Origin of the sequence: Amycolatopsis kentuckyensis, assembly GCF_041679295.1 — a bacterium.
Lineage (GTDB): Bacteria > Actinomycetota > Actinomycetes > Mycobacteriales > Pseudonocardiaceae > Amycolatopsis > Amycolatopsis kentuckyensis_A.
The window spans coordinates 120,949-145,211 of the sequence record NZ_JBGDMD010000008.1 but is presented as its reverse complement, the minus strand read 5'-3'; the positions used below and the strand labels follow the sequence as shown (position 1 = coordinate 145,211).

Sequence of the window (24,263 nt, the reverse complement as noted above, 5' to 3'; positions counted from 1 at the left end):
AGTGCGCGCGTCCGACTTTCGTCGCGAACCGCCCGCGACTTTCGTCGGGCCGCGTGCGGTGAACCCGGAAGCGCCGCCGTCCGTGTCAGGAACGGGGTACGGAGCGGAAGTACGGGAGCCTGTGGTGACTGCCATCGACGAAGACCGGGACCGGCGCGGGCCGGCGGGCTGGAACGCCGACCCGGTCCTGATCCTGACCTTGGTGCTGCTGCTCGGGTTCGTGGCGCAGGGGCCGGTGCGGCAGCTGCTGGCCACGCCGGTGCTGCAGAGCTGGCTGACGGTGTTCGTGGCGGTGGTCGTGCAGGCGCTGCCCTTCCTGGTCGTCGGCGTGCTGCTGTCGGCCGGGCTCGCCGTCTTCGTCCCGCCGGCGTTCTTCGCCCGCGTGCTGCCGAACCGGCCCGCGCTGGCGGTGCCGGTCGCCGGGCTGGCCGGGGCGGTCCTGCCCGGCTGCGAATGCGCGTCGGTGCCGGTGGCCGGCGCGCTGGTGCGCGGCGGCGTGACGCCCTCGGCCGCGGTGGCGTTCCTGCTGTCGGCGCCGGCGATCAACCCGGTGGTGCTGACGGCGACCGCGGTCGCGTTCCCCGGGCAGCCGCGGATGGTCGTCGCCCGGTTCGTGGCGAGTCTCGCGGCGTCCTGCGTGATGGGCTGGCTGTGGCAGCGGCTCGGCCGGCCGGACTGGCTGCGGCCCCGGGCGCACGCGCACGGGGACGGCGAAGGCCGCGGCGAGGCGTTCTGGGGGTCGGTCCGGCACGACGTCATGCACGCGGGCGGGTTCCTCGTCGGCGGCGCGATGGCCGCCGCCACCCTCAAGGCCGTGGTGCCTTCGAGCTGGCTGTACGCCGCGGCCGGCAATCCGGTCGTGGCGGTCTTGGCGTTGTCCGTCCTCGCGGTGCTGCTGTCGATCTGCTCGGAGGCCGACGCGTTCGTCGCGTCCTCGTTGACGCAGTTCTCGCTCACGGCCCGGCTGGCGTTCCTGGTCGTCGGCCCGATGATCGACCTGAAGCTGTTCGGCATGCAGGCCGCCACGTTCGGCCGCGGGTTCGCGCTGCGGTTCGCGCCGGTGACGTTCGTCGTGGCCGCCGGAACCGCGGTCGCGACCGGGGCGGTGCTGCGGTGAACCGCACGGTGCAGGCGATCCTGCTGCTCCTCGTCGGCGGGGTCCTGCTCCACGCCGGCGCGACCGGGCTGTACCTGCGGTACGTCAAAGCCGGGTTGCGCCCGCTGGTGCTGGCGGCCGGGGTGGTGCTGGTGGTCGCGGCGGTCGCCACCGTCCGGTACGCGCGGCGCCGCCCGGCCGGGCCGCCGGGGCCGCGGATCTCGTGGCTGCTGGTGCTGCCGGTGTTCGCGCTGATCCTCGCCGCGCCACCGGCGTTGGGCTCCTACAGCGCGATGCGCACGGGCACGGCGGTGACCGCGCCGCGGATCGTCGCCCCGCTCCCGGCCGGCAACCCGGTCCCGTTGACGGTGATCGGCTACGCGGACCGCGCGGTGTACGACCACGGCCGGTCCCTGACCGGGCGCACGGTCACGCTCACCGGTTTCGTGGCGTTCGGCGACGACGGCACGCCGTACCTGATCCGCATGCTCCTCAACTGCTGCGCGGCGGACGCGCAGCCGGTCAAGGTCGGCCTGACCGGCGAGGTGCCCCCGGTGCTGCAACCCGATTCGTGGCTCGAGGTCACCGGCACCTTCAGCCCGGCACAGGCCAAGGACCCGGTGAACGGCGGCACCATCCCGTACCTCGACGTCGCCCGGGCCCAACCCGTGCCGGCTCCGGACGACCCGTACGAGAGCCTCGGTTAGGCATTCCCTTCGACCCCCTGGGCGACGAGCCGGCTGACGGCCTCCTCCTGGGGAGTCAGCCGCGATCAGGAGGCGAGCGTGTTGCGGGCGAAGTCCGACCACGCCCCGGTGTCCCGCGCCAGGTCGGGACTGGTGCCGTAGAAGACGTTCTTCGCGGCCTGGTCGCCGGCCAGGTGGTACTGGAGCCAGGCGGTGACCGCGCCGATGAGGCGGTAGCGCGTGTCACCCTGCAGGAAGTGCGTTGCTCCTCTCAACTGGCCGTAGACGGCCGGAACCTGGTCGCACGCGAGGAACCGCGCGCGGACGTACGGTGCCGGGACGATGATGTCGGCCTGCCCGGATACGAAGAACGCCGGTCCGTGCAGGGAGTTCACGTTCCCCTGGGGGCCGGGCATGATCGGGATCGTCGTCTTCACCAGCGGGTCGGCGCCCGCCGCGATGGCGCCGCCACCGCCCTGCGAGTGGCCCGCCGCCGCGATCGCGCCGGTGTCGACGCGGTCGTGGAAAACGCTGCCCTGGCGGGCGTTCTCGGCGATCAGGTACCTCGCGCCGTCGAGCATTTCCGTGCCGGAGCCCGATTGGCCGGTGTTCGCCGCGGCGACCACGTAACCCCAGCTCGCGAGGTGGGTGAACAGGACCTCGTACTGCTCGACGGTGGCCCCGGTGCCGTTGCCCCACAACAGCACCGGGTGCTTCGCGGTGCCGGTTGCGATGTCGGCGGGGTAGTAGAGCGTGTGGGCGGCGTCGCCGGCCGCCTTGACGGGCCGGTGCGGCCCGTCCTGCTCGTAGTCGCGGGCGGTGGACGACGGTGCGGGCAGGGCGAGGGCGGCCGGCGGGGTCAAGGCGACGGTGACCGCCACCGCCGTCGTCGCGAGAAAGAGCCTGCGGCTCAGCGAACGCATGTCGGCTCCCGGTCAGTCGTAGAAGTGGATGTAGCGGAACGACGAGGCGCTGACGTCGTGGACGAGGTAGTGGCCGTCGCCGGCCCAGTTGTAGTCCTCGACGGTGACGGTGCTCCCGTGGACGCTGTCGACGACGGCGACGTGACCGAAGCGGCCGTTGTCGGTCTGGGCGATCGAGCCGGCCGTCGGGGTGGTGTCGACGCGGTAGCCGTGGTTGCGGGCGTTGTCGTCCCAGTACTTCGCGTCGCCGTAGTTGTTCGCGCTCTGCCCGTGGCGGGCGATGGTGAACGCCGCCCACGAGACGCACTCGCGGTTGTACATGTTCCAGTCGTCGACGACGGAGTCCTGCGGGACGTTGCGCCACTTCGCGGGGTAGTTGTCGCCGATGGTGGCCGCGGTGGCGGCGGCCGGGACGGTCCCGTATTCGGCGGCCATGGACAGCGGACGCGTGTCGGGGCCGGGCGCGGCGGTGGCGGTGGACGTGCCGCCGATCGCGAACGCGGCGACGGCGGCGAGGGTGAGGAGGGCACGGGATGGTCGGCGCATGGGTGGCGGCCTTCCTGATCGGGGAGTGACTGCGCCGTGACCGTAAGTCCGTGATCACGCCGGGCCCAGACCTTTGTGGACGTCCCGTCGATCGCCGGTCGAACGCCCTGTTCAGCGGCCGCCGTTCACAGAATTGGCGTCACCACTGCCAACCGGTGCCGTAGATCCCGGGCCGGACGTCGCGCAACGCCAGCGTCGCGGTGTGCGTGCCCCCGGCCGGCAGGGGGCGGCCGGCGTGCTCGGGGCCACCCGGGGCGCGCTGCTCGAACGAACGGATGCTGCGCGGCATCCGCGGGCCGAACGCGACCTGGCAGACGTATTCGGCGATGGGCCGGGTGAACCGCCGGTGGTAGTGGTCGATGGGTGGCCCGGGCGGGAACCGGATCTCGTACTCCACCACCGTCACCTCGCCCAGCGCGAGCGGGCGCGCGAGGCGCAGCTCACCGGCGAGCATGCCGGTCGCCCGGTCCACGCAGACCCGCTTCAGCCGCGCCGACCGGACGTGGTGGTAGTACGGATCGGCGGTCAGGAAGGAATCGGCCTGGTAGTACGTCATCAGCCGGTCCACGCCCTCGACGGCGGCTTCGGCGACCATGCGCACCTGCAGGGCGCGCTCGCAGCCGTGTTCGTCGAGCAGCATGCGGTCGTGGATCGACCAGAACGACAGCTGGCCGTCCGGCGGTGGCTTGAGTTCGCCGGACATGGCCCGCAGCTGCGGCCACAGCCGGCGGCGTTCGATCCGGCAGGCGGGCTCGCCGAGCCAGCGGCCGCGGGGAGCCTTGGGGCCGAGCTGCGAGGCCAACGTCCCGGCTTCGAGGCCGAGCACCGCCTCCAGGTGGGTGACGGCGATCATCGACGTCTCGCGTTCGGGCTGCGACCGGCCGCGCCGCCAGTAGGACAGCGCGGACCGCGAGAGCCGCACGCCGCGCGCGGCGAGGTGGTGCTGGAGCCGTTCGAGGGACAGCCCGGATTCGTCGATCGCGGCGTCCAGCGTGACCGCGAACGAGCCCGGGGACGGCCGGGTCACGTCCCCAGCATGATCAGCGGCGGGCGGTCGCGGAACCGACGAAAGTCCTGTCACGCAATTCTGTGGACGCCGGTCCCTGAGCAGCGGTTGTTCCCCGGCACCGGCGTGGTTTCCACTCTTCGTGGAAAACCCGGATCCCGGTTCCTACGGTCCGGAGTGCTGTATTCCTCCTCATCCCACCGGAGCAGCACATGCGAAAACCAGCCTTCCTCGCCGCCGTCTTCCTCGTGACGTCGGCGATCTCCCCGCCGCCGGTCTCGGCCGCCCCGCCGCCGCTGGTCCCGTTGGGCACGGCGCCCGCCGTCCCGGCCGGAGCCACCGCGGACAGCTCGGCGATCCCCGGGAACCTCACGGTCTCCGTCGCGCTCAAGCCCCGGGACGCGGCGGGAGCCGAGCGGTACGTCGCCGCGACGGCCGATCCGGGATCCCCGCTGTACCACCACTACCTGAGCGCCGCGGAGTACACCGAGCGCTTCGGCCCCACCGCCGGGGCGGTCGACCTCGTGCGGAACTACCTGACGGGCAAGGGACTCCGGATCGCCGACGTCACGGGCAACCGCCAGGTCGTCACCGCGTCCGGCACCCCGGACCAGGTGGAGAACGCCTTCGCCACGGCCCTTTCCGGCTTCCGCTCGGCCACCGGCGAGCGTTTCTTCACCGCCACCAAGGGCACCGCGGTGCCGGCGGACCTGGCGTCGGTCGTCCGCGGCGTCACCGGTCTGACGAACCGGCCGGCCGCGCACCGGGCGGGTGCCCCCGCGGGTCCCGCCGGGCCGGCCGGCGGCTACACCCCGGCGCAGCTACGCACCGCCTACAGCATGAGCGGGCTGTCCGGGTCGTACGACGGCTCGGGGGAGACGGTCGGGCTGATCGAGTTCGACACCTTCAAGCAGTCGGACATCGACGCCTGGACGCAGTACTTCAAGCAGCCGGCCGTCACCCCGGAGCTGGTGAAGGTCGACGGCGGCGTGCCGAACCCCGGCAGCGACCAGATGGAGGTCACCCTCGACATCCAGGCCGTGGCCGCCACCGCGCCGAAGGCCAAGCAGATCGTCTACTCCGCGCCCAACAGCGACCAGGCGTGGGTGCACGAAATGGCGAAGATCGCGTCGGACAACAAGATCACGATCCTCTCCGGCTCGTGGCTCAACGGCGAGGTCTGCGAAGCCGACCCGATCGCGGCGTCGCACGACTCCTACACGCAGCTCGCCGCCCAGGGCGTCACGATGCTTTCGGCGTCCGGCGACTGGGGCGCCACCGGCTGCGGCTACCGCGGTGACAACTCGACGATCCAGGCCGACTACCCGGCCAGCGACCCGCTGTTCACCGGCGTCGGCGGCACCCAGCTGCGCACGTCCGACAGCGCGGGCACCTGGCAGTCGGAGACGTGCTGGAACCAGGGAAGCAGCGGCAACACCCGGTCCGGCGGCGCGTACTCGAAGATCTACCCGCGGCCGGACTGGCAGCCCGGCACCAACCAGTACCGCTCGGTGCCGGACGTCTCGCTCGTCGCCGACTACGGCGCCGGCGCGTTGTCGGTGTACCTGAACGGCGGCTGGCTCGACGTCGGCGGCACCAGCCTGTCTTCGCCGCTGTGGGCGGGGTACGTGGCGATGCTGAACCAGAAGTCGCTCGGGGGCGGGAAGTCCCGGCTCGGGCAGCTGAACCCGGACATCTACCGGATCGCCGGTTCGGGCGACTACGCGTCGACGTTCCACGACGTCACGTCCGGCGGCAACGGCACCTACAACGCGGGCACGGGCTACGACCTGTGCACCGGCTGGGGATCCCCGAAGGCCGACGCGCTGGGCGCGAAGCTGCTCGGCGGTGGCGACACCCCGCCCCCGGCGCAGGACTTCACGCTGTCCGCCTCGCCGTCCTCGGGAAGCGTGGCCGCGGGCAGTTCGGTGAGCACGACGGTCACGGCCGCCGCTCCGGCCGGCGCTTCCCCCAGTGTGGTCGGTGGTTCGCCGACCACGACGGCCGCGCACCCGTTCCTCATCTCGATGCGGCGCGAGGGTTCGGCGTTCCCGGGGCAGCAGTCCTGCACGGCGACGCTGTTCGGGCCGCGCACGGTGCTGCTGGCGGCGCACTGCCTGCTGGAGAAGCCGGGCCACAAGTGGTTCGTCTACGGCGCCGACGACCTGACGCAGAACACCGGCACCACCGCCGAAATCGCGTCCCAGTGGGTCCACCCGGCGTATACGGACTGGAGCGCCGGGGCCGACATCGCGGTCGTCACCCTCGACAAGGACATGCCGGTGCCCGCCGGGATGACCTACCCGAAGCTCAACACGGACCCGAGCCTGGAAGCGGCCGGGACGCGGGGCATCTCCATCGGCTGGGGTGAGACGGGCGCCAACACCTACAGCACCGTGCTGCGCCAGGCCGACGTCCCGGTCGCGGCGGACAGCGCGTGCAAGGGCCGGTTCACCGACCCGCACGGGCAGGAGCAGTACAAGACGCCGGCGATGCTGTGCACGGGGTACGCCGACCACCACGCCGGCGCCTGCGTCGGCGACAGCGGTGGCCCGTACCTGGTCGGCAACTCGGTCGTGGGCGTGTTCTCGTGGATGTCGACCGGGTGCGACTGGTACGCGGTCTACGCGCGGGTGTCCACGTACGCGGCGGACATCGCCCCGCACCTGCCCGGCGGCGACACCCCGGCCGGCACCATCGCACTGACCGCAACGGGCCTGCCTCCGGGCGCGACGGCGACGTTCGCCCCGGCGAGCGTGGACGTCGGCGGCCACGCGACGCTCACGCTTTCGACGAGCGCCGGCACCCCGGCCGGGACGTACGACGTGACGATTTCCGGCAAGAGCCCGAAGTCGACGCAGACAACGCACTACAGCCTGACGGTGACCGGCGGGCAGCCCACCGACCTGAAGCTGACCAACCCGGGGACGCAGAACAGCCGGGTCGGCCAGGCGGTGAACCTGCCGCTGCAGGCAACGGGCGGTGCCGGCGGGAACAAGTGGTCGTCGACGGCGCTCGCACCCGGCCTGACCCTCGACCCGGCGACCGGCGTGGTCTCCGGGACCCCGGCCCGCGCGGACAGCAGGCAGGTCTCGGTGACGGTGACGGACTCGACGGGCAAGAAGGCGACGGCGGCGTTCTTCTGGTTCGTGTTCGGCTGAGTCTCTCCTCAGCAGGCGGTGCCACCCCCGGGGACGGGTGGCACCGCCTCCCCGTGCTGAAGGGAGTCCTCGCGGCGGCGCTTGACGGCCGCCCCGGCACGACCTTACTGTAGTAATCATTCCAATTGTAGTGATCGCTACGGAAAGGTGGCGCAGCGGTGGACACGCTGGCGTCCGGCGAGGTCGTCCGGACCGAGATGACAGTCCGGGCCGGGGCTCGCGACGCGTTCCTGACCGAAGCCGTCCCGCCCACGGGCGTGACCCGGGACGTCCCGCTGGTGCTGCTGCACGGCGGCGGCCCCGGGGCGACCGGCGCGTCGAACTACGTCCGCAACATCGAGACGTTCGCGGGCGCCGGCTACCGGGTCGTCGTGCCGGACCTGCCCGGCTACGGGCAGTCGGCCAAGGAGCTCGACCAGTCGGACCCCTTCGGCGACCTCGCCCTCTTCGTGCGCTGCCTGCTCGACACGCTCGGCATCGAGCGGGCGCACCTGGTCGGCAACTCCTACGGTGGCGCGGCCGCGCTGCGGCTCGCCCTCGACCGGCCGGACCGCGTCGCCCGCCAGGTGCTGATGGGCCCCGGCGGCGTCGGCGCCACCCGGGCGCTGCCGACCAAGGGCCTCGCCGCCCTGCTGAACTACTACACCGGCGACGGACCGTCGCGGGACAAGCTCCGGACGATCCTGCACGACCACCTCGTGCACGACTCCTCCGACGTGCCCGCGGACCTGCTGGAACTCCGCTACCAGGCAAGCATCCAGCCCGAGGTCGTCGCGAACCCGCCGCTACGCCGTCCGAACAGCCTTCGCACGATGCTGAAGATGGACTTCACCCGCAGCAAGACCCGGCTGGCGCGCTGCCCGGTGCCGACCCTGGTGGTCTGGGGCACCGAGGACAAGGTCAACCGCCCCTCCGGCGGCCCGTGGCTGGCGCACGCCCTGCCGGACTGCGACCTGCACCTGTTCGCCCGCACCGGACACTGGGCCCAGTACGAGCAGGCCGCTCGCTTCAACGCCCTCGTCCTGGCCTGGCTGGAGGGCGGGGCATGACCACCCGGCCGGACATCTTCGGCGCCGCCCGGCTCGGCTACCTCGTCGTCGAGTCGCGGCGGCTCACCGACTGGCACCGGTTCGGTGCCGACGCCGTCGGCCTGCACGTCGACGAGCCGACCCGCGACACCCTGCGGCTGCGGCTCGACGACCGCGAGTGCCGGTTCCTCGTCGAACGCGGCCGGCGCGAGGACGTCACCGCGATCGGCTGGGAGATCGACGACCACGAGACGTTCGAAGTCGTCCTGGGCCGGGTCCGCGCCGCCGGCCTGCCGGTCACCGAAGGCGCCGAGGAGGAGGCCGCGTTGCGCGGAGTCGAACGGCTGTGGCGGTTCCCCGGTCCGAAGGGCGTCGCCACCGAGGTCTTCACCCGCGCCCGGACCACCGCCGCGCCGCTGCGGATGCGCACGACCGCGTTCGTCACCGGGCTCTCCGGGATGGGCCACGTCGCCATCACCACCACCCGCCCCGAGCAGCTGCACACCTACTGGAACAACCTGCTCGACCTGCGCCTGTCCGACCGGATCACCGAACGGGTCGGGCCGGCGAAACTGGCCATCCGCTTCCTGCGCAGCGGGCCGCGCCACCACTCGATCGCCCTGGCGAACGTCGCGGGGTTGCGGCTCGACCCGGTCCGGACCGCGGTGCAGCACGTCAACATCGAGGTCGCTCGCCTGGAGGACCTGCTCGACAGCTTCCACCGGGTGACCGAGCTCGGCTTCGCGATGGCCTGGTCGGTCGGGCAGCACACCAACGACCGGGAACTGTCCTACTACTGCGTCACCCCCTCCGGGTTCGAGCTGGAGGTCGGCTGGAACCCGGTGGTGATCACGCCGGAGCGGGAGGCCACGTGGGAACCCGGCCACTACGACGCCATCTCGATCTGGGGGCACACCACGACCGGCGAGCGGGTCGCCACGCTGATGAGCCGGTTCCAGGGGGCCGTGCGCTCCCTGCGCGAGCGGGAAGAGACCGTGCCGGCGCTGTCCTCGGTTCCCCGGGGGGTGCGGCGATGACGACCCACGACGTCGCGGTCGTCGGGTACGGACCCGTGGGCGTCACCGCGGCGAACCTGCTGGGGCGCCTGGGTTTGCGCGTGCTGGTGGTCGAGCGCGACGCCGACGTGTACGCCCGCGCCCGGGCGATCTCCACCGACGAGGAGGTCGTCCGGATCTGGCAGCGTGCCGGCCTGGCCGACGCGCTCACCGCCGACATGCTCGCCGACCGGCCGCTCACCTTCGTCGACGCCGCCGGCCGCACGTTCCTGTCGTTCACGCCCGAGACGCAGGGCAACGGCTACCCGCCCCAGCAGTTCATCCACCAGCCCGCGCTCGAACGCACCCTGCGCGCGGGCGTCGAGCGGTACCCGAACGTGGAAGTGCTGCTGGGCCACGAATGCACGGACCTGGCCCAGGACGCCGGCGGCGTCGACCTCACCGTCACGCCCACCGGATCGGCCGCGCCCCGCCGGTTCCGCGCGGCCTACGTCATCGCCGCCGACGGCGGTTCCAGCCCCACCCGCACCCAGCTGGGCATCGGTTTTTCCGGCCGTACCTACGAAGACCGCTGGGTCGTCATCGACACGCGGGTCAGGCAGCCGTGGCCGGAGGCCGACCGGCTGCGGTTCCACTGCGACCCGGCCCGCCCCGCCGTCGACTGCCCGACCCCGCTCGGCCACCACCGCTGGGAGTTCCCCGTGCTGCCCGGCGACGACGAGGCCGCGCTCGTCTCCCCGGACGGCGTCGCGGAACTGCTGGCCGCCCAGGGCATCGGGCCCGAGCAGGTCGAGGTCCTGCGCGCGGTCGTCTACAACCACCACGTCCGGTTCGCCGACCGGTGGCGGGCCGGCCGGGTGTTCCTGGCCGGCGACGCCGCCCACGTCATGCCGCCGTGGATCGGGGAGGGCATGGCCTCGGGCGTGCGCGACGTCGACAACCTGTGCTGGAAGCTCGCCGCGGCGTGCGACCCGGCGGCGCCCGCCGAGACCGTCGAGCGGCTGCTCGGCTCGTACGAAACCGAGCGGATGCCGCACGTTCGCGCCGTCACGCGGGCGGCGGTGTTCTTCGGTCGCGTGATCACCGAACGCCGGCCGGCCGTCACGGCGGTGCGGGACCGGGCGTTCCGGCTCGGGTGCCGGCTGCCGGGCGTCGGGACCTACCTCAGCAGCGCCCGCTGGCTGCCGCCCACCGGCAGCCGCGACGGGTTCCTCGTACCCGGTCCGGGACGGCGGGCCACGGGCCGGCACATTCCCCAGCCGTGGGTCCTCGACCAGCGAGGCCGGCGCGCCCGGCTCGACGACGCCCTCGGCAGCGTCGCCTGGACCGTGCTCCACACCGGTCCGCGTGCCGACCTCGGCCGCTGGTGCGACGCCGGCGCGGACGTGCTCGAGCTGCGGCCGGCCGGGCACGATCCGGGTGCCCGCGCGCTCGTCGACGTCGAGAACCGCTTGCGGGACTGGATGAGCCGCCGCCGCGTCACCGCCATCGCGGTCCGGCCCGACGGGATCGTCTACGCGGCCGCCGGAGCCGGCGAGCACCTCCCGCCGCCGGCGCTCGTCAGCCGGTGACGCCCAGCTGGTCGGCGGCGGTCAGGACGGCCCGGGCGTGCAGTTCGAACAGCCGGACGAGATCGACGCTGTCGCCGCCGATCTCCTGGGCGATGAAGAGGCCGTCGGCGGCGGCGATCGCGTACGTCGCCAGGAGCTCGACCGCCGCGTCGTCCAGCTTTTCGTTGGTGGAGCGGAGGATGTCGGCGACGTAAGCGTGGGTCGTGGCGCGGACCCGCAGGAACACGGTGCGCGCGCTGGGATCCTGCGGTCGCCGTTCGAGCGCGAGCATCAGGCCGAGCCGGAGGAAGTCGGGTGCTGCCAGCAACGCTTTGGCGACCGAGACGGCCAGCGTCTTGACGCGTTCGGCGGCCGGGGCCGGCAGGTCGGTGAGCCGGACCGCTTCGAGCCAGGTGGCGAAGCTGCGCTCGATGACCGACGCGATCAGCTCGTCCTTGTCCTTGAAGTGCCAGTAGATCGAGCTGGCCGGCAGGCCGCACTTCGCGCTGACGAGGGCGATGCTGGTGCCGTCGTAACCGCGTTCGCCCGCCACTTCGACGGCCGCGTCGAGAATCTTGCGGCGCGACTCCTCGCCGTTGGCGCGGCGCTGACGGGCCATGGATTCACCTCCGCGGATTCCCGCTCAGTGTAGTGACCGTCGCGCGGCGGACCGGCAGCGCCGCGCAGAGGGCGGCCAGGTCGCGGCCGGCGCTGTGGACCGTCCCGTCCGGACGGACGACGGCGGCGCGGGCGAAGCCACCGCGCAGCCAGCGGTGCAGCGGGCTGCCGGGCCGGGCGACCACGACCACGGCGCCGCGCTGCTCGATGTCCGCTCGCTGCGCGGCGGCGGGTTCGGCGGTGGTGACGACGGCGAACCGCCCGGCCGTCACTTCGTCGAGCCGGCGTCCGCCGTCGACCGGCGCGTTGGGGCACTGCCGGCCGGCCAGGGACCGGCGCAGGCGCGGCCGCAGGACGAGGGCCGAGCGGTGCAGCGGCGGGGTCGCGGTTTCGAGCACGCGCTTGCGCACCCCGGGCACGAGGTGCAGGCGGGGCACGGCGACGCGGCGGAGGAACGTGCCGAGTTCGCCGCCCTCGGTCATGGCGGCGCCCATCAGCTTGGCGAGCCGGATCATGGTGGTGGCGTGCGGTTTGCGTTCCGGCTCGTAGGTGCCGAGGACGGATTCGGCGAGCGTGCCGTCGAGCACGCCGGCGAGTTTCCACGCGAGGTTCAGCGCGTCGCGCATCCCGGCGCCCATGCCCTGGCCGATGAACGGCGGGGTGAGGTGGGCGGCGTCGCCGAGGAGGAAGACCCGCCGGTCGCGCCACCGGTCGGCGACCTGGGCGCGGAAGGTGTACTCGGCGACGCGGACGACCTCCAGTTCGCCGGCCGGCACGTCACGGGTCCACGGCCCGATCAGGGGGAGCAGCCCGGCCGGCTCGCGGTAGCCGTCGGCGGTTTCGCCGTCGGCCAGCCGGAACTCCCAGCGGTGGCGGTCCGCGCCGATGCGCATGTAGGTGGCGGCGCGGACCGGGTCGGAGACCTGGTGCACCCCTTCCCACGCGCCGAGTTCGGCGTCGGTGCGGACGTCGGCGACGAGCCAGCGTTGCGTGAACCCGAGGTCGCGCAGGACCGCCCCGATCGAGGTCCGGGTCAGGCTGTTGGCGCCGTCGCAGCCGAGGACGTACCGCGCGCGCACCGAGTCCGGCCGGCCGGACTCGGTGAACGTGACCCGCACGCCGCCGGCCTCCGGGGCCAGCGACGTCACTTCGGCGCCGCCGCGCACTGTCGCCACGGAGTGCCGCCCGAGTCCCGCGCGCAGCAGCGCTTCCAGGTCGGGCTGGTCGAACATGCTGGCCTCGGGGTAGCCGTGCCTGCCGCGCCCGGCGTCGCGCCGGAACTCCGCGAGCACGTTCAGGTCCCGGTCCACGAGCCGCAACCCGTGGCAGGGCCGCGAAATCGCGGTGAACTCCTCGAACAGCCCGAGCCGGCCGAGGATCCGGCAGACCTCGTCGTCGAGGTGGACGGCGCGGGGCCGCGGGTAGATCGTCTCCCACCGGTCCAGGACGAGGGTCTCGACGCCGTACCGGGCCAGCAGGGCGGCGGCGGTGAGGCCGGTCGGGCCCGCGCCGATGACCACCACGGGCACGTCGGTCACGAGGCACCCGCCACGCGCCAGCCGACCGCGTACCGGCCGAGGACCGCCTTGACCGCCGAGCCGTCGCCCGTGGTCCGCACCACCGCGACGACCGCGCCGTCGTCGACCTCGGTCTCGACGTCCAGCACCCCGGGGACGCCGGCGAGCGCTTCGGCCAGTTCGCGACGGGTGGCGTCGGCGCGCAGGGCGGGCTTGTACGGCTTGCCGAGATCGGTGAGCGGCAGGGCGTCGAGCACCGTGACGGTCTTCGGCGCGGCGGCCGACTCGGGGACCCGCTCGCGGGCCCAGCCGCACAGGTCCTCCTCGGTCACCGAGGCGCCGGCGGCGAGCGTGACGTAGGCGACCGGTACCTCGCCGGCGTGGGCGTCCGGCCGGCCCACCGCGCCGGCGGCGGTGACCGCGGGGTGGGCGAGCAGCGCGTCCTCGACGACCGCGGGGTCGATGTTGTGGCCGCCGCGGATGATGAGGTCCTTGGCGCGGCCGGCGAGGTGCACGAACCCGTCAGAGTCGACCCGGGCGAGGTCGCCGGTGTCCAGCCAGCCGTCGACGAGCTTGCCGAGGCCGTCGAGGACGTGGCCGCGCTCGTCGTGGCCGGTGACGTACCCGGGGAACACGGTGGGGCCGCTGATCGCGAGCACCCCGGTGCGGCCGGGCGGGAGGTCCTCCCAGGTGCCGTCTTCGCGGACGCGCACGGTTTTCAGCCGCTGGTAGGGCAACCGCTGGCCGACCGAGCCGGGGCGCGGGGTATCGGGGAAGCTGCGTGCGCTGGCGCAGGTCGCTTCGGTCAGGCCGTAGCCTTCGACGAGCGTGATGCCGGTGCAGGCCTGGAAGCTCTCGCGGACGGCGGCGGGCAGGGGGGAAGCGCCGACCATGGCGAAGCGCAGGCTGCTGATGTCCGCGTCGACCGGGCACTGCGCGAGCACCGCGTAGACGGTGGGGACTGCGCTCATCGCGGAGATGCGGTGGTGCTCGACGATCCGCCAGAACTCCTGGTACAGCGGGAGATCGCGGTAGCCCAGCGGTCCGGCCCAGACCGCGGCCTGCCCCTTGAACAGCGGCGCGAGCAGGGTGACGACCAGCGCGTTGACGTGGAACAGCGGCAGCGCGGCGAAGAGGGTGGCGTGCTCGTCGAGCAGCGAGTTCGCGGCCAGCATCCAGGCGTCGGCGACCTCGGCGGCGTGCGTGTGCGCGGCCAGTTTCGGCGCGCCGGTGGTGCCGCCGGTGGGGAAGAACGCCGCCAGGTCGTCCGGGCGCGGCGGTTCGCCGAGGAAGACCGACGATTCCCGCTCGGCTGCCAGCTCGCCCAGGTAGCCGACGCGGACGCCGGGCAGGCTCGGCAGGTCCGCGGCCGGCTCGGTGGCGCCGGTGGGCCGGAGGACCAGGAGCGTGTCGACCGCGCCGTCCTGCGCCAGCGCCTGCGCGGTTTCCCAGACGGCGGGCGACAGTTCGGGTCCGGCGGTGAGGAGGACCCGGGCGCCGGAGCGGCGGAGGAGCTGGGTGAGGTGCCGGCGCGAAAGGCCGCCGTTGAGGGGCGCCGCGATCCCGGCGAGCTGCGCGGCCAGGGTGGCGGGCACCAGCTCGGCGGTGTTGGGCGACAGCAGCGCGACCGCGGCACCCCGGCGGACGCCGAGTCCGTGCAGCAGGTTCGCGTACCGGTGGACGTCACCGAGGAGTTCGGCGAACGTGCGCTGCTCGGCTGCCCGCCAACGCGCGGCGTCGGGCAGCACGGTGAGCGCGGTGCGGTCCGGCCACGTGGTGGCGGCGCGGACCAGCAGGGCGTAGGTGGACGCCGGGAGGCCGCGGGCCGCCAGCGGCACGGCTTCGATCGCTTCGACGTCGGCGGGGCCGGAATACGCCGGCCACAACGGGTTTCCGGTCACCGGGCGTGCCTCACGACCGTGCGCTGGGTACCCAGGTCGAGGACACCGTCGTCGGTGGCGACGCCGGCTTCGATGACATCGCCGTCCTGGAGGTACCGGGGATTCCTTTCCTGGCCCCGGAAGAACAGCTTCCACTTGAGCGCCGGCGGCAGGAGGGAGCCGATGATCTCCACCGGTTTCGGTGGCGCGGACAACGCCGTGCCGACCGGGGTGCCGGTCAGCACGAGGTCACCGGGATCCAGGCGCTGGAAGCGGGCGAGGGCCCGGAGGGCTTCGGCGGGCCGGTGGATCATGTCGGCGACCGTCCGGTCCTGGCGGACTTCGCCGTTGACGCTCAGTTTCAGCCGCAGGTCCGCGAACCGCTCGAACTCGACGGCGTCGAGCAGGACGAGCGCGGGCCCGGTGGGGGTGAACGACGGGTAGGACTTGGCTTCGTAGAACTGGGTCTGGGGCAGCTGGACGTCGCGCGCGGAAACGTCGTTGGTCACCACCAGGCCGGCGACGTACGCGGAGACGTCGTCGCCGATCTCCGTGCCGACCGGGATCTCCGCGCCGATGACGAGCCCGATCTCGACCTCGTAGTCCAGGAGCCGCACGTGGGCGGGCCGCACCACGTCGTCGTGCGGGCCGCTGATCGAGCCGGACGCCTTGCGGAAGAACGTCAGCGGCACGGTGGCCGGGTTCCCGCCGGTGTCCTCGACGTGCGAGGCGAAGTTGGTCATCTGGGCGACCACGCGGCACGGCGCGGTGACCGGCGAGACGAGCTCGAGGGTCGCCACGTCGACCGTGCGCCCGCTCGCCGCGGCCGCGGCGAGGGCCGTCCGGTCGGCCAGCAACTGGCCGGTCGTCGTGGCGTCGGTGGTGACTTCCGCCGCGCCGGTGGGAGTCGCGACCCACCAGGCGCCGGCGGTGCGCAGGACGGAAATGCTCATGACACCGCAACTTTCAGCAGGCCGCGAAGGCGGTCGAAGTCGAATTCGTTCTCTTCGCGCAGCGCGCCGACGATCGCGCGCAGCTCGCGGAACGCTTCCCGGCCGGGTTTGACGCCGAGGAAGTCCTTGGTGGCGGGCGGCCCCCACTGGGCGAGGCCCGACGCGGTCATCGGCGCCCAGCCCGGCTCGAGCGAGGAGTCGAACAGGTCGCCGTCGCTGAAGTGCTCGACGAGGAACCCGTCGGGGTCGCGCCAGTAGTCGAAGAGCTGGCTGCCCTGGATGTGCCGGCCGATGCCCCACGACCGGTGGTAGCCCCGGTCGAGCAGGTACTCGCCGCCGGCGGCGAGCGAGTCGAGGTCCGGCACCTGGTAGGCCGAGTGCACGTACCGGTTCGCCGGGCCGAGCACCATCGCCAGGGTGTGGTGGTCGGCCGGGGTACCGCCGCGGTCGCAGCGGATGAAGCTCATGACCGGCCCGCGTGCGCGACGGCCGGGGTAGTAGAGGAAGTCGCTCACGATCAGGCCCAGGTGCGCGAGGTACCAGTCGAGCGTTTCGCGGTACTTCCGCGTCTGCAGCACGACGTGGCCGAGCCGCTGCACCTTGACCGGCTCCCGCGGCGGGCGCTGGGTGGCGTTCACCCGGGTGACGTCGCGCCCGAAGTTGAGGGGGAGCGGCTCCTGTGCCGGCAACGCGGGGAGCTCGTGCGTGCCGGACACCACGCGCACGCGCGCGCCGCTCGGGTCGAGCAGGTCCACGGTCACCCCGCCGAGGCTCTCCGGCAGCCGCGCGACCTCGTGCCCGGTCGCGTCCGCCAGGCGGAGCACGTCGGCCGGATCGGCGGCCCGGAACGCCGGCCCGGTGAACCGCGAGCGCGGGCCCCGGCGGATCAGGACGCAGGGCGCGCCCGGCTCGGTGCCGCGCAGCTGCAGTTCGTCCGCACCGCGCAGCGCCGTCGTGAACCCGAAGGCGTTCGCGAACAGCTCGGCCTTGCGCAGGTCCGGCTTCTCGAACTCCAGCCAGGCCAGGTCGTGGACCTTGACGACCGGGTTGCCCGCCCGCCCCGGGTGCTCGCCGGGCAACGCGCCCTGCTCGCTGTGCAGGTCGGCGTGGGGATCGCTCATGGCCCCTCCTTGGATTCTGACGATATCGTCACTTCCGATCGTATCGTCAGTCAAGAGGCTATCCTCAGTTTTGTGACGACCCGGCTAAAGTGGCCCCGACGATCGGGAGGGAAGGCATGGCCGAGCAGGCGATCGGTACCGACCGGTTGACACGGCGCAAGGCGCGGACGCGGGCCGCGCTGCTCCAGGCGGCCCAGGCCTTCATCGCGGCGGGGAACACGAACGTCCCGATCCTGGAGATCACGCAGGCCGCCGACGTCGGGATGGGCTCGTTCTACAACCACTTCGAGAGCAAGGAGCAGCTCTACCAGGCCGCGGTGGAGGACGCGCTGGACCGCTTCGGCGCCCTGCTCGACGAGCTCACCGTGGACCTGACCGACCCGGCGCTGGTGTTCGCGCAGAGCTTCCGGCTCAGCGGCCGCCTGCACCGGCTGCGGCCCGAACTGAGCCAGGTGCTGCTGAACAACGGGCTCGCGCTGGCGACATCGGATCGGGGCCTGGCGCCGCGCGCCCGCCGGGACATCGAGGCCGCGGCCGAGGCGGGCCGGTTCACCGTGCGCGACTCCGAGCTGGCCATGGTCACGGTGGCGGGCGCGATGCTGGGCCTCGGCCGTCTCCTGCACGACCAGCCGGACCGCGACGCCGCGGCGGCGGCCGACCAGGTCGCCGAGGACCTCCTGCGCATGCTGGGCTTACCCGCCGGCGAAGCTCACGAACTCTGCCGGCGTCCCCTGCCGGACGTCGACGCCGCCGCCCGGCTCACCGGCTCGGTTCGACCAGCGCGGTGAACAGCCGGGGCAGGACCTCGGTGAGGTAGCGGCTGTCGGCCCGGTCGGGCAGCGCGTCGAAGATCGCGCGCTGCAGCATGGTCTCGTACAGGGCCACGATCGTCACGACGGCACTGCGCGGGTCGACCGACAGCCGCAGGTCGAGCCGGCCGAGCAGGTGCTGCAGGATCTCGCCGAGCTCGTCGTGGAAGCGGCCCTCGGCGGCGGCGGTCGGCGCGCGCAGTTCCGGCTGCCGCATGGCCTGGGCGCGGAACTCGGCGTTGAGCAGGTACCACGTCTCGTCGGCCGCTAGTGAGTCCATGAACAACAACCCGGCTTGCCGCAGCACTTCGTCGACGGAGCCGGGTTCGGCCCGGCCGATCGCCTCTTCGACGGCGACGCGCAGCCGTTCCGCGCGCTCCCGCATCTCCACTTCGTAGATCGCCAGGAAGAGTTCTTCCTTGCTGGCGAAGTTGGAGTAGAAGGCGCCGCGGGTGAAGCCGGCGCGTTCGCAGATCAGTTCCACCGGGGCGTCGCGGATGCCCAGCTCGGTGAACACCTCGTAGGCGGCTGCCAGCACCCGGCGCCGGGTCTCGGCGCGCCGCCGCGTCATCCGCTTCGGAGCGCCGAGGTCCGCGCTGGTGGTCGCCATGCCGGTCACCTTACTTTCCCCGCCTCACCCGGGGGAGTGACGGGATCCACTGCGCATCGGATACATCCTGTATTACGATACACCACGTATCCGAAGAGCTGGGAGTCCTCGTGTCGTCGTTCCTGTACCGGCTGGGCCGCGCGGCCGCCCGGGCGCGTGTCCTCGTGCTCGCGCTGTGGGTGGTGGTGCTGGCGGCGGCCGGCGGGGCCGCACTGCTGGTCAACCAGGGCACCGACGACACCTTCGCGATCCCGGGTTCGGAGTCGCAGGACGCCCTCGACCACCTCGGCCGCGTCTTCTCCGAAGTCAGCGGTACGTCGGCGCAGCTGGTGCTCGTGGTGCCGGAGGGCGCGAAGGCCGACACCCCGCAGAACCGCGCCGCGGTCGCGCAGGCGGTGACCCGGATCGGGAAGCTGGACCAGGTCGCGACCGTCGTGAACCCCTTCGACAAGAGCGTTTCCGGCGCGGTGTCGGCCGACGGCCGGGCGGCCCTGCTCGCCGTGCCGCTGAAGGTGCAGCTCGCGCAGGTCGACCCGGCCACCAAGGCGCAGCTGTCCGCGATCGCCGCGGACCTCGGGACGGCCACCGGCGCGAAGGTCCACACCGGCGGCGACGCGTTTTCGAACCGGGTGCCGAAGCTCAGCCCGACCGAAGGCATCGGCCTGGTCATCGCCCTGCTGGTCCTGGTGCTGATGTTCCGCTCGCTGATCGCCGCGGTCATGCCGCTGGCCACGGCGGTTCTCGGGGTCGGCGTCGCCGGCGGCCTGATCTACCTGGCCACGCTCGTCACGCCGATCTCGTCGACCGCGCCGATGCTGGCGGTGATGATCGGGCTCGCCGTCGGGATCGACTACGCCTTGTTCCTGCTCTCCCGGCACCGCGACCAGCTCGCCGAGGGCCTCGACGTCGAGGAGTCGATCGCCCGCGCCACCGCCACCGCGGGGTCGGCGGTCATCTTCGCCGGGCTCACCGTCGTCATCGCCCTGCTCGGGCTGGCGGTGGCCGGCATCCCGTTCCTGACCACCATGGGCGTCGCCGCCGCGGTCGCCGTGGCCCTGGCGGTCGCGATCGCCGTCACGCTCGTCCCGGCGCTGATGTCGTTCGCGGGCAAGCGGTTGCGGCCGCGCGCGCCGAAACGCAAGCGACGCCGCCGGAAGCCGCGGGTCGCGCGCTGGTGGGTCCGGCTCGCGACGAAGGCGCCGCTCGTCACCGTGGTGCTCGTGGTGGCGGGCCTGGCCGTCTGCGCGATCCCGGCGACGTCGTTGCGGCTGGCGTTGCCGGACAACGGAACCGAGGAGCACGGCAGCCCGGCGCGCGACACCTACGACGTCGTCAGCGAGCACTTCGGGCCCGGCTACAACGGCCCGCTGATCGTCACGGCGGACATCATCACCAGCACCGACCCGATCGGGCTGGTGAACAAGATCGCCGAAGAGATCCGGCACGTGCCGGGCGTCGCCTCGGTGCCGCTGGCCACCCCGAACCCCAAGGGCGACACCGGAATCGTGCAGGTCGTCCCGGCGACCGCGCCGGACTCCGTGCAGACCGACGACCTCGTCGCGCGGCTGCGTGGGCTGGAGCCGCACTTCCTCGCCGCCTACGGGACGCAGACCGCGGTCACCGGCATCACCGCCGTCGGCATCGACGTCTCCGCGCAGCTCGGCAGCGCGTTGCTGCCGTTCGGGATCCTCGTCGTCGGCCTCTCGCTGATCCTGCTGGCCATGGTGTTCCGGTCGATCTGGGTGCCGATCAAAGCGACCGCGGGCTACCTGCTTTCGGTCGCGGCGGCGTTCGGCGCGACGTCGTTCGTGTTCGTGCAAGGGCACTTCGCGGACGCGCTCGACGTGACGCACACCGGGAGCGTGATCAGCTTCCTGCCGATCATCCTGATGGGTGTCCTCTTCGGACTCGCGATGGACTACGAAGTCTTCCTCGTCTCGCGAATCCGCGAGGACTACGTCCACTCTCGCGATCCGCGGCACGCGATCGAGTCCGGGTTCATCTCCGCGTCGAGGGTGGTCGTCGCGGCCGCGGTGATCATGTTCGCGGTGTTCGCCGCGTTCGTGCCCGAAGGCAGTGCCACCATCAAGCCCATCGCGTTCAGCCTCGCGGTCGGGGTGTTCGTCGACGCCTTCGTCGTGCGGATGACCTTGGTGCCCGCGGTCCTGGCGCTGCTGGGCCGCCGCGCCTGGGGCCTGCCGCCGAAGCTCGACCGCGCGCTGCCGGTGTTCGACGCGGAGGGTGACGCGCTCGTCCACGAACTGCGGCTGGCCGACTGGCCCGCGCCGGACAGCGAAGAGGCGGTCAGCGCCCGCGGGCTCCGGCTCGAGGACGACCGGGGCCGTCCGGTCTACGCCGGCATCGACGTGCACCTGCGGCGCGGGGAAGTCCTCGTGCTGCACGGCGCGGGCGCGTGCGGCAAGACGGCGCTGCTGTACACGTTCGCCGGGCGCGTCACGAAGTTCACCGGCGACCTCAAGGTGCTCGGGCGGGTCCTGCCGCAGCACACGCACGCACTGCGCAGGGACGTCGCCGTCGTGCCCTGCCGCGCCGAGCCGGACCCGACCCGGCGGATCGGCGACGCCGCGCTCGTGGTCCTCGACGACGTCGACCTCGTGCTCCGCACCGACGTCCGCGACCGGGTGCGCGCGCTGCTCGCCGAGCGGGGGAGCACCACGTTCGTGCTGACCTGCCAGGACCCCGAGCGCATCCGGGACCTGCTGCCCGGCGGCGCCACCCACCTGCACGCCCTCACCGCCGTCCAGCCCGCCGAGGTCTCCTGATGCTCAAGCCGTTCGCCAACTCCGCCCGCGCGTCGGCCACCGGCCCGCTGACCTGGCGGACCTGGGCCGGCCTGATCGCCGTGCCGCTGATCGTCATGGGCCTGCTCACGTGGGCGTTCTGGACGCCGGACGCCAACCACGGCACCGCGAAGGCGGCCGTGGTCAACAACGACGAGCCCGTCCAGGTGAACGGTCAGACCATCCCGCTCGGCCGCCAGCTCGCCGGATACCTGACGCACAGCGAAGATTCGGCGTACGACTGGGTCCTCACCGACGCCGGCGACGCCGCGGCCGGCCTGGCCGACGGCAGCTACGCCGCGACGGTCACGATCCCGAAGGACTTCTCGGCGCGCGCCACGTCCAGCGCCACCGCGAAACCGCTCGAAGCCCGGCAGGCGCAGCTGCGGGTGCAGACGTCCGACGCCGCGGGGGTCGGCGATCCCGGCTTGGCCGGCCACATCGCCCAAGCCACGCGGCGGACCCTGGACCAGCAGGTCGTCGAGACCTATTTGGACAATGTGTACGTCGGGTTCACGACCCTGCACCAGCAGGTCGGCCAGGCGGCGGACGGCGCGGGGCAGCTGGCCGGCGGCACCCGGCAGCTGGCCGACGCGGCCGGTCAGCTGAGCACCGGTGCCGACCAGCTCGCCGACGGGACCGCCCAGCTCGCCGCCGGTTCGGGGAAGCTGTCTTCGGGGCTCACCCAGGCCGAGCGGGACACCGCGCAGCTGCCCGCGCTGACCCGGCAGCTGGCCGGCGGAGCCGATCAGGTCGCCGACGGCAACGAGCAGCTCGCCGGAGTCGTCGTCCCGCTGGCGAACCGGATCATCGCCGCGATCGACGCCGTCCCCTCGGCCGGTGACGCCGCGAAGCAGTTCCGTCGGCTGGCCGACGAGTGCACCGGCACCGCGGCCTTCTGCGCCGAGCTCCGGCAGGCCGCGGACCGGTTCACCACCGACGCGGGGAAGATCGACGGGGTCAAGGCCGCCGTCCGGGCCAACGCCGTCAAGGCGCGCGACTCCGTCCAGGCCCTGGCGAGCGGGGCCCGCAAGGTCGCCGACGGCAACGCGCAGCTGGCTGCGAAGTCGGGTCAGCTCGCCGCCGGGATCGCGTCCGCCGCGAACGGCGCACGTCAGCTCGACAGCGGTGTCCGGCAAGCGAATTCCGGCGCGCGGAAGCTCGCGTCCGGTGCCGGACAGCTGACGGACGGCGCCAAGAAGGTCGACGACGGCGCCCAGGACCTCGCCACCCAGCTGGCCAAGGGCCGCGACCAGGTGCCCAGCTACACCGACGCCGAACGCGCGCACCTCAAGACCGTCGCCGCGAACCCCAGCACGGCCGCGACCGACGGCACCCCGATCGGCACCCTGGCCCTGACCTTGTTCGCCGCGCTGGCGCTGTGGGCGCTCGCGCTGGCGACGTACATCGTCACCCGGGCCGTCCCGGACGCGGTGCTCACCGCCCGCGAACCCACCTGGCGGATCATCCTGCGCGCGGCCATCCCGGGTGCGACGGCGGCCGCGCTCGCGGCCCTGGCCATCACCGCGATCGCCGTTCCGGTGCTGGAACTCGGCTTCGCGGGCACGATCGGCTTCCTGCTGATCGCGTTGCTGGCGGCCTCGGCGTTCGTCGCGCTCAACCAGGCGGCGACGGCGATCTTCGGGCGCGCCGGGCGGATCGCCTCCCTCGCGGTGCTCGTCCTCGCGGGCGCGACCGGCGTCGTCTCGACGCTGCCGGGTCCGCTGTACACCCTCGCCGGCTACCTGCCCACGCACGGCGCGGTGCTGGCCCTGCGCGCCGCGGCGACCGACGGCACGGGCCTGACCACGGGCGTCGCGCAGCTCGCGGCGTGGCTGCTGGTCGGCACGCTCGTGTCGATCCTGGTCACCGACCGCCGCCGCTACCTGTCCACCAAGAGCGTCCGGCTGCCGGCCACCGCCTGATCCCGAAAGGACCCCTTCGATGAGCCGTGCCCAGCGCATCGACACCCACCAGCACATCGTGCCGCCCCGCTACGGGGATTGGATGCACGACAAGGGAATCCGGCCGGGCGGCGTCGACCTGCCGTCATGGTCGGCCGCGGCCGCGGTGAAGTTCATGGACGGCCACGGCATCCGGACCGGCGTGCTTTCCCTGTCCACACCAGGGGTTTACTTCGGGGACGTGCCGGAAGCCCGCCGCTGGGCGAGGCACGTCAACGAGTACGCGGCCGCGGTGGTCGCCGACCGACCCGACCGGTTCGGCTTCTTCGCCACCCTGACGCTGCCCGACGTCGAAGGCGCGCTGGCCGAAGCCGAGTACGCGCTGGACGTCCTGCACGCCGACGGGATCGTGCTGCTCGCCAACAACGACGGCCGCTACCTGGGCGACCCGGAGTTCGAGCCGCTGCTGGAGTTCCTGCACGAGCGGCAGGTGGTGGTGTTCGTGCACCCGGGCGAGCTGCCCGGCCCGGAGGTACCGGGAATCCCGTCGTTCACGGCGGACTTCCTCCTCGACACGACCCGCACGGCGATCAGCCTGATCCTGTCGGGAGCGATGGCGAAGTACCCGGGGATCAAGTTCGTCCTCGCGCACGCGGGCGGGTTCGTGCCGTACATCTCCTACCGCATCCTGCTGACGATCATGAGCACGAAGAACAAGGCCCAGCAGGCGTGGACGCTGCTGGACCAGAAGCACCAGGTACCGAAGCAGCTGGCGGTGCTGAGGCAGTTCTACTACGACATCGCGCTGTCGGCGTCCCCGGCGGCGCTGCCGAGCCTGCTGGAGGTGGCCTCCCCGGACCACATCACCTACGGCAGCGACTTCCCGTTCGCCCCGCCGCCCGCGGTGTCGTTCTTGAACAAGACGTACGAGCGCTACCCGTTGGAGGACGACCTGCGCGCGGCCATCGACCGGGGCAATGCGGAGAACCTGTTCCCCCGCCTCAAGGGGTGACCGTTCGGGACGGACGGTCCCGCCCG

General features: G+C 72.8%; 19 protein-coding genes. 10 read left to right on the top strand and 9 right to left on the bottom strand.

The window, feature by feature from the left end; genetic code table 11:
- Window positions 1-124: 124 nt before the first annotated feature.
- Together ACERZO_RS32825 and ACERZO_RS32820 are read left to right on the top strand one after the other, a co-directional pair.
- Window positions 125-1,117, top strand: coding sequence for a permease (locus ACERZO_RS32825; protein ID WP_372669252.1), 993 nt, complete (start codon window positions 125-127; stop codon window positions 1,115-1,117).
- Complete coding sequence (locus ACERZO_RS32820; RefSeq protein ID WP_372669250.1) at window positions 1,114-1,803, top strand: TIGR03943 family putative permease subunit; 690 nt, start codon at window positions 1,114-1,116, stop codon at window positions 1,801-1,803. The genes ACERZO_RS32825 and ACERZO_RS32820 overlap by 4 nt, the downstream gene beginning before the upstream one ends.
- A 65-nt stretch (window positions 1,804-1,868) precedes the next feature.
- Here ACERZO_RS32820 and ACERZO_RS32815 read toward each other — a convergent pair whose 3' ends face one another.
- The 3 genes from ACERZO_RS32815 to ACERZO_RS32805 all read right to left on the bottom strand — a co-directional run bounded on the left by ACERZO_RS32815 (window position 1,869) and on the right by ACERZO_RS32805 (window position 4,278).
- Window positions 1,869-2,705 carry a poly(ethylene terephthalate) hydrolase family protein gene (locus tag ACERZO_RS32815; protein WP_372669248.1) on the bottom strand — a complete coding sequence of 279 codons (837 nt, stop codon included), beginning with the start codon at window positions 2,703-2,705 and terminating at the stop codon, window positions 1,869-1,871.
- 12 nt (window positions 2,706-2,717) lie between these two features.
- On the bottom strand, window positions 2,718-3,251 hold the full coding sequence (locus ACERZO_RS32810) for a CHAP domain-containing protein (RefSeq protein ID WP_372669246.1): 534 nt from the start codon (window positions 3,249-3,251) through the stop codon (window positions 2,718-2,720).
- A 139-nt stretch (window positions 3,252-3,390) separates the two neighbouring features.
- Window positions 3,391-4,278, bottom strand: coding sequence for an XRE family transcriptional regulator (locus ACERZO_RS32805; RefSeq protein WP_372669245.1), 888 nt, complete (start codon window positions 4,276-4,278; stop codon window positions 3,391-3,393).
- 191 nt (window positions 4,279-4,469) lie between these two features.
- Between ACERZO_RS32805 and ACERZO_RS32800 the strand changes: the two genes are divergently transcribed.
- The 4 genes from ACERZO_RS32800 (at window position 4,470) to ACERZO_RS32785 (ending at window position 11,033) form a co-directional block, all read left to right on the top strand.
- Window positions 4,470-7,418 carry a trypsin-like serine protease gene (locus ACERZO_RS32800; RefSeq protein WP_372669243.1) on the top strand — a complete coding sequence of 983 codons (2,949 nt, stop codon included), beginning with the start codon at window positions 4,470-4,472 and terminating at the stop codon, window positions 7,416-7,418.
- 158 nt (window positions 7,419-7,576) lie between these two features.
- Window positions 7,577-8,467: an alpha/beta fold hydrolase gene (locus ACERZO_RS32795; RefSeq protein ID WP_372669241.1), complete on the top strand. Its 891-nt coding sequence runs from the start codon at window positions 7,577-7,579 to the stop codon at window positions 8,465-8,467.
- Entirely contained in the window at window positions 8,464-9,483 is a 1,020-nt protein-coding gene (locus tag ACERZO_RS32790) for a VOC family protein (RefSeq protein ID WP_372669239.1), read from the top strand. The genes ACERZO_RS32795 and ACERZO_RS32790 overlap by 4 nt, the downstream gene beginning before the upstream one ends.
- Complete coding sequence (locus tag ACERZO_RS32785; protein ID WP_372669237.1) at window positions 9,480-11,033, top strand: bifunctional 3-(3-hydroxy-phenyl)propionate/3-hydroxycinnamic acid hydroxylase; 1,554 nt, start codon at window positions 9,480-9,482, stop codon at window positions 11,031-11,033. The genes ACERZO_RS32790 and ACERZO_RS32785 overlap by 4 nt, the downstream gene beginning before the upstream one ends.
- On the opposite strand, the gene ACERZO_RS32780 is transcribed toward ACERZO_RS32785, so the two are convergent.
- Genes ACERZO_RS32780 through ACERZO_RS32760 form a run of 5 tightly spaced genes read right to left on the bottom strand, consistent with a single transcriptional unit; the run spans window position 11,023 to window position 17,101 of the window.
- Entirely contained in the window at window positions 11,023-11,631 is a 609-nt protein-coding gene (locus tag ACERZO_RS32780; protein WP_372669235.1) for a TetR/AcrR family transcriptional regulator, read from the bottom strand. The two genes, ACERZO_RS32785 and ACERZO_RS32780, sit on opposite strands and share 11 nt — an antisense overlap.
- 4 nt (window positions 11,632-11,635) lie before the next feature.
- Entirely contained in the window at window positions 11,636-13,168 is a 1,533-nt protein-coding gene (mhpA, locus tag ACERZO_RS32775; protein WP_372669233.1) for a bifunctional 3-(3-hydroxy-phenyl)propionate/3-hydroxycinnamic acid hydroxylase MhpA, read from the bottom strand.
- Window positions 13,165-15,048 carry an acyl-CoA synthetase gene (locus ACERZO_RS32770; protein WP_372669231.1) on the bottom strand — a complete coding sequence of 628 codons (1,884 nt, stop codon included), beginning with the start codon at window positions 15,046-15,048 and terminating at the stop codon, window positions 13,165-13,167. The genes mhpA and ACERZO_RS32770 overlap by 4 nt, the downstream gene beginning before the upstream one ends.
- Window positions 15,045-15,980, bottom strand: coding sequence for a fumarylacetoacetate hydrolase family protein (locus ACERZO_RS32765; RefSeq protein ID WP_372669230.1), 936 nt, complete (start codon window positions 15,978-15,980; stop codon window positions 15,045-15,047). The genes ACERZO_RS32770 and ACERZO_RS32765 overlap by 4 nt, the downstream gene beginning before the upstream one ends.
- Window positions 15,977-17,101, bottom strand: a complete 1,125-nt coding sequence (locus ACERZO_RS32760; protein ID WP_372669228.1) for a VOC family protein — start codon at window positions 17,099-17,101, stop codon at window positions 15,977-15,979. Before ACERZO_RS32760 ends, ACERZO_RS32765 begins: the two co-directional genes overlap by 4 nt.
- A 116-nt stretch (window positions 17,102-17,217) precedes the next feature.
- Here ACERZO_RS32760 and ACERZO_RS32755 point away from each other — a divergent pair, with 116 nt between their 5' ends.
- A complete protein-coding gene (locus ACERZO_RS32755) occupies window positions 17,218-17,889 on the top strand; it encodes a TetR/AcrR family transcriptional regulator (protein WP_372669226.1) in 672 nt (223 codons plus the stop codon).
- Here the strand turns inward: ACERZO_RS32755 and ACERZO_RS32750 are convergent.
- A complete protein-coding gene (locus tag ACERZO_RS32750; protein WP_372669225.1) occupies window positions 17,861-18,520 on the bottom strand; it encodes a TetR family transcriptional regulator in 660 nt (219 codons plus the stop codon). The two genes, ACERZO_RS32755 and ACERZO_RS32750, sit on opposite strands and share 29 nt — an antisense overlap.
- A gap of 110 nt (window positions 18,521-18,630) precedes the next feature.
- Between ACERZO_RS32750 and ACERZO_RS32745 the strand changes: the two genes are divergently transcribed.
- The 3 genes from ACERZO_RS32745 to ACERZO_RS32735 are packed head-to-tail and all read left to right on the top strand — an operon-like array spanning window position 18,631 to window position 24,237.
- Window positions 18,631-21,303, top strand: coding sequence for an MMPL family transporter (locus ACERZO_RS32745; protein WP_372669223.1), 2,673 nt, complete (start codon window positions 18,631-18,633; stop codon window positions 21,301-21,303).
- The gene (locus ACERZO_RS32740; protein ID WP_372669221.1) at window positions 21,303-23,246 is read left to right on the top strand and encodes a YhgE/Pip family protein; all 1,944 of its coding nucleotides are present in this window, start codon (window positions 21,303-21,305) and stop codon (window positions 23,244-23,246) included. Before ACERZO_RS32745 ends, ACERZO_RS32740 begins: the two co-directional genes overlap by 1 nt.
- 19 nt (window positions 23,247-23,265) lie before the next feature.
- Window positions 23,266-24,237 (top strand): amidohydrolase family protein, encoded by a 972-nt coding sequence (locus tag ACERZO_RS32735; RefSeq protein ID WP_372669220.1) that lies wholly within the window; start codon window positions 23,266-23,268, stop codon window positions 24,235-24,237.
- Window positions 24,238-24,263 lie beyond the last annotated feature (26 nt).

Coding starts and splice junctions, on each gene's coding strand:
- ACERZO_RS32815 (WP_372669248.1), bottom strand. CDS start 2,705: ATGCGTTCGCTGAGCCGCAGGCTCTTTCTCGCGACGACGGCGGTGGCG.
- ACERZO_RS32810 (WP_372669246.1), bottom strand. CDS start 3,251: ATGCGCCGACCATCCCGTGCCCTCCTCACCCTCGCCGCCGTCGCCGCG.
- ACERZO_RS32800 (WP_372669243.1), top strand. CDS start 4,470: ATGCGAAAACCAGCCTTCCTCGCCGCCGTCTTCCTCGTGACGTCGGCG.
- ACERZO_RS32790 (WP_372669239.1), top strand. CDS start 8,464: ATGACCACCCGGCCGGACATCTTCGGCGCCGCCCGGCTCGGCTACCTC.
- ACERZO_RS32785 (WP_372669237.1), top strand. CDS start 9,480: ATGACGACCCACGACGTCGCGGTCGTCGGGTACGGACCCGTGGGCGTC.
- ACERZO_RS32780 (WP_372669235.1), bottom strand. CDS start 11,631: ATGGCCCGTCAGCGCCGCGCCAACGGCGAGGAGTCGCGCCGCAAGATT.
- ACERZO_RS32765 (WP_372669230.1), bottom strand. CDS start 15,980: ATGAGCATTTCCGTCCTGCGCACCGCCGGCGCCTGGTGGGTCGCGACT.
- ACERZO_RS32760 (WP_372669228.1), bottom strand. CDS start 17,101: ATGAGCGATCCCCACGCCGACCTGCACAGCGAGCAGGGCGCGTTGCCC.
- ACERZO_RS32755 (WP_372669226.1), top strand. CDS start 17,218: ATGGCCGAGCAGGCGATCGGTACCGACCGGTTGACACGGCGCAAGGCG.
- ACERZO_RS32750 (WP_372669225.1), bottom strand. CDS start 18,520: ATGGCGACCACCAGCGCGGACCTCGGCGCTCCGAAGCGGATGACGCGG.
- ACERZO_RS32740 (WP_372669221.1), top strand. CDS start 21,303: ATGCTCAAGCCGTTCGCCAACTCCGCCCGCGCGTCGGCCACCGGCCCG.
- ACERZO_RS32735 (WP_372669220.1), top strand. CDS start 23,266: ATGAGCCGTGCCCAGCGCATCGACACCCACCAGCACATCGTGCCGCCC.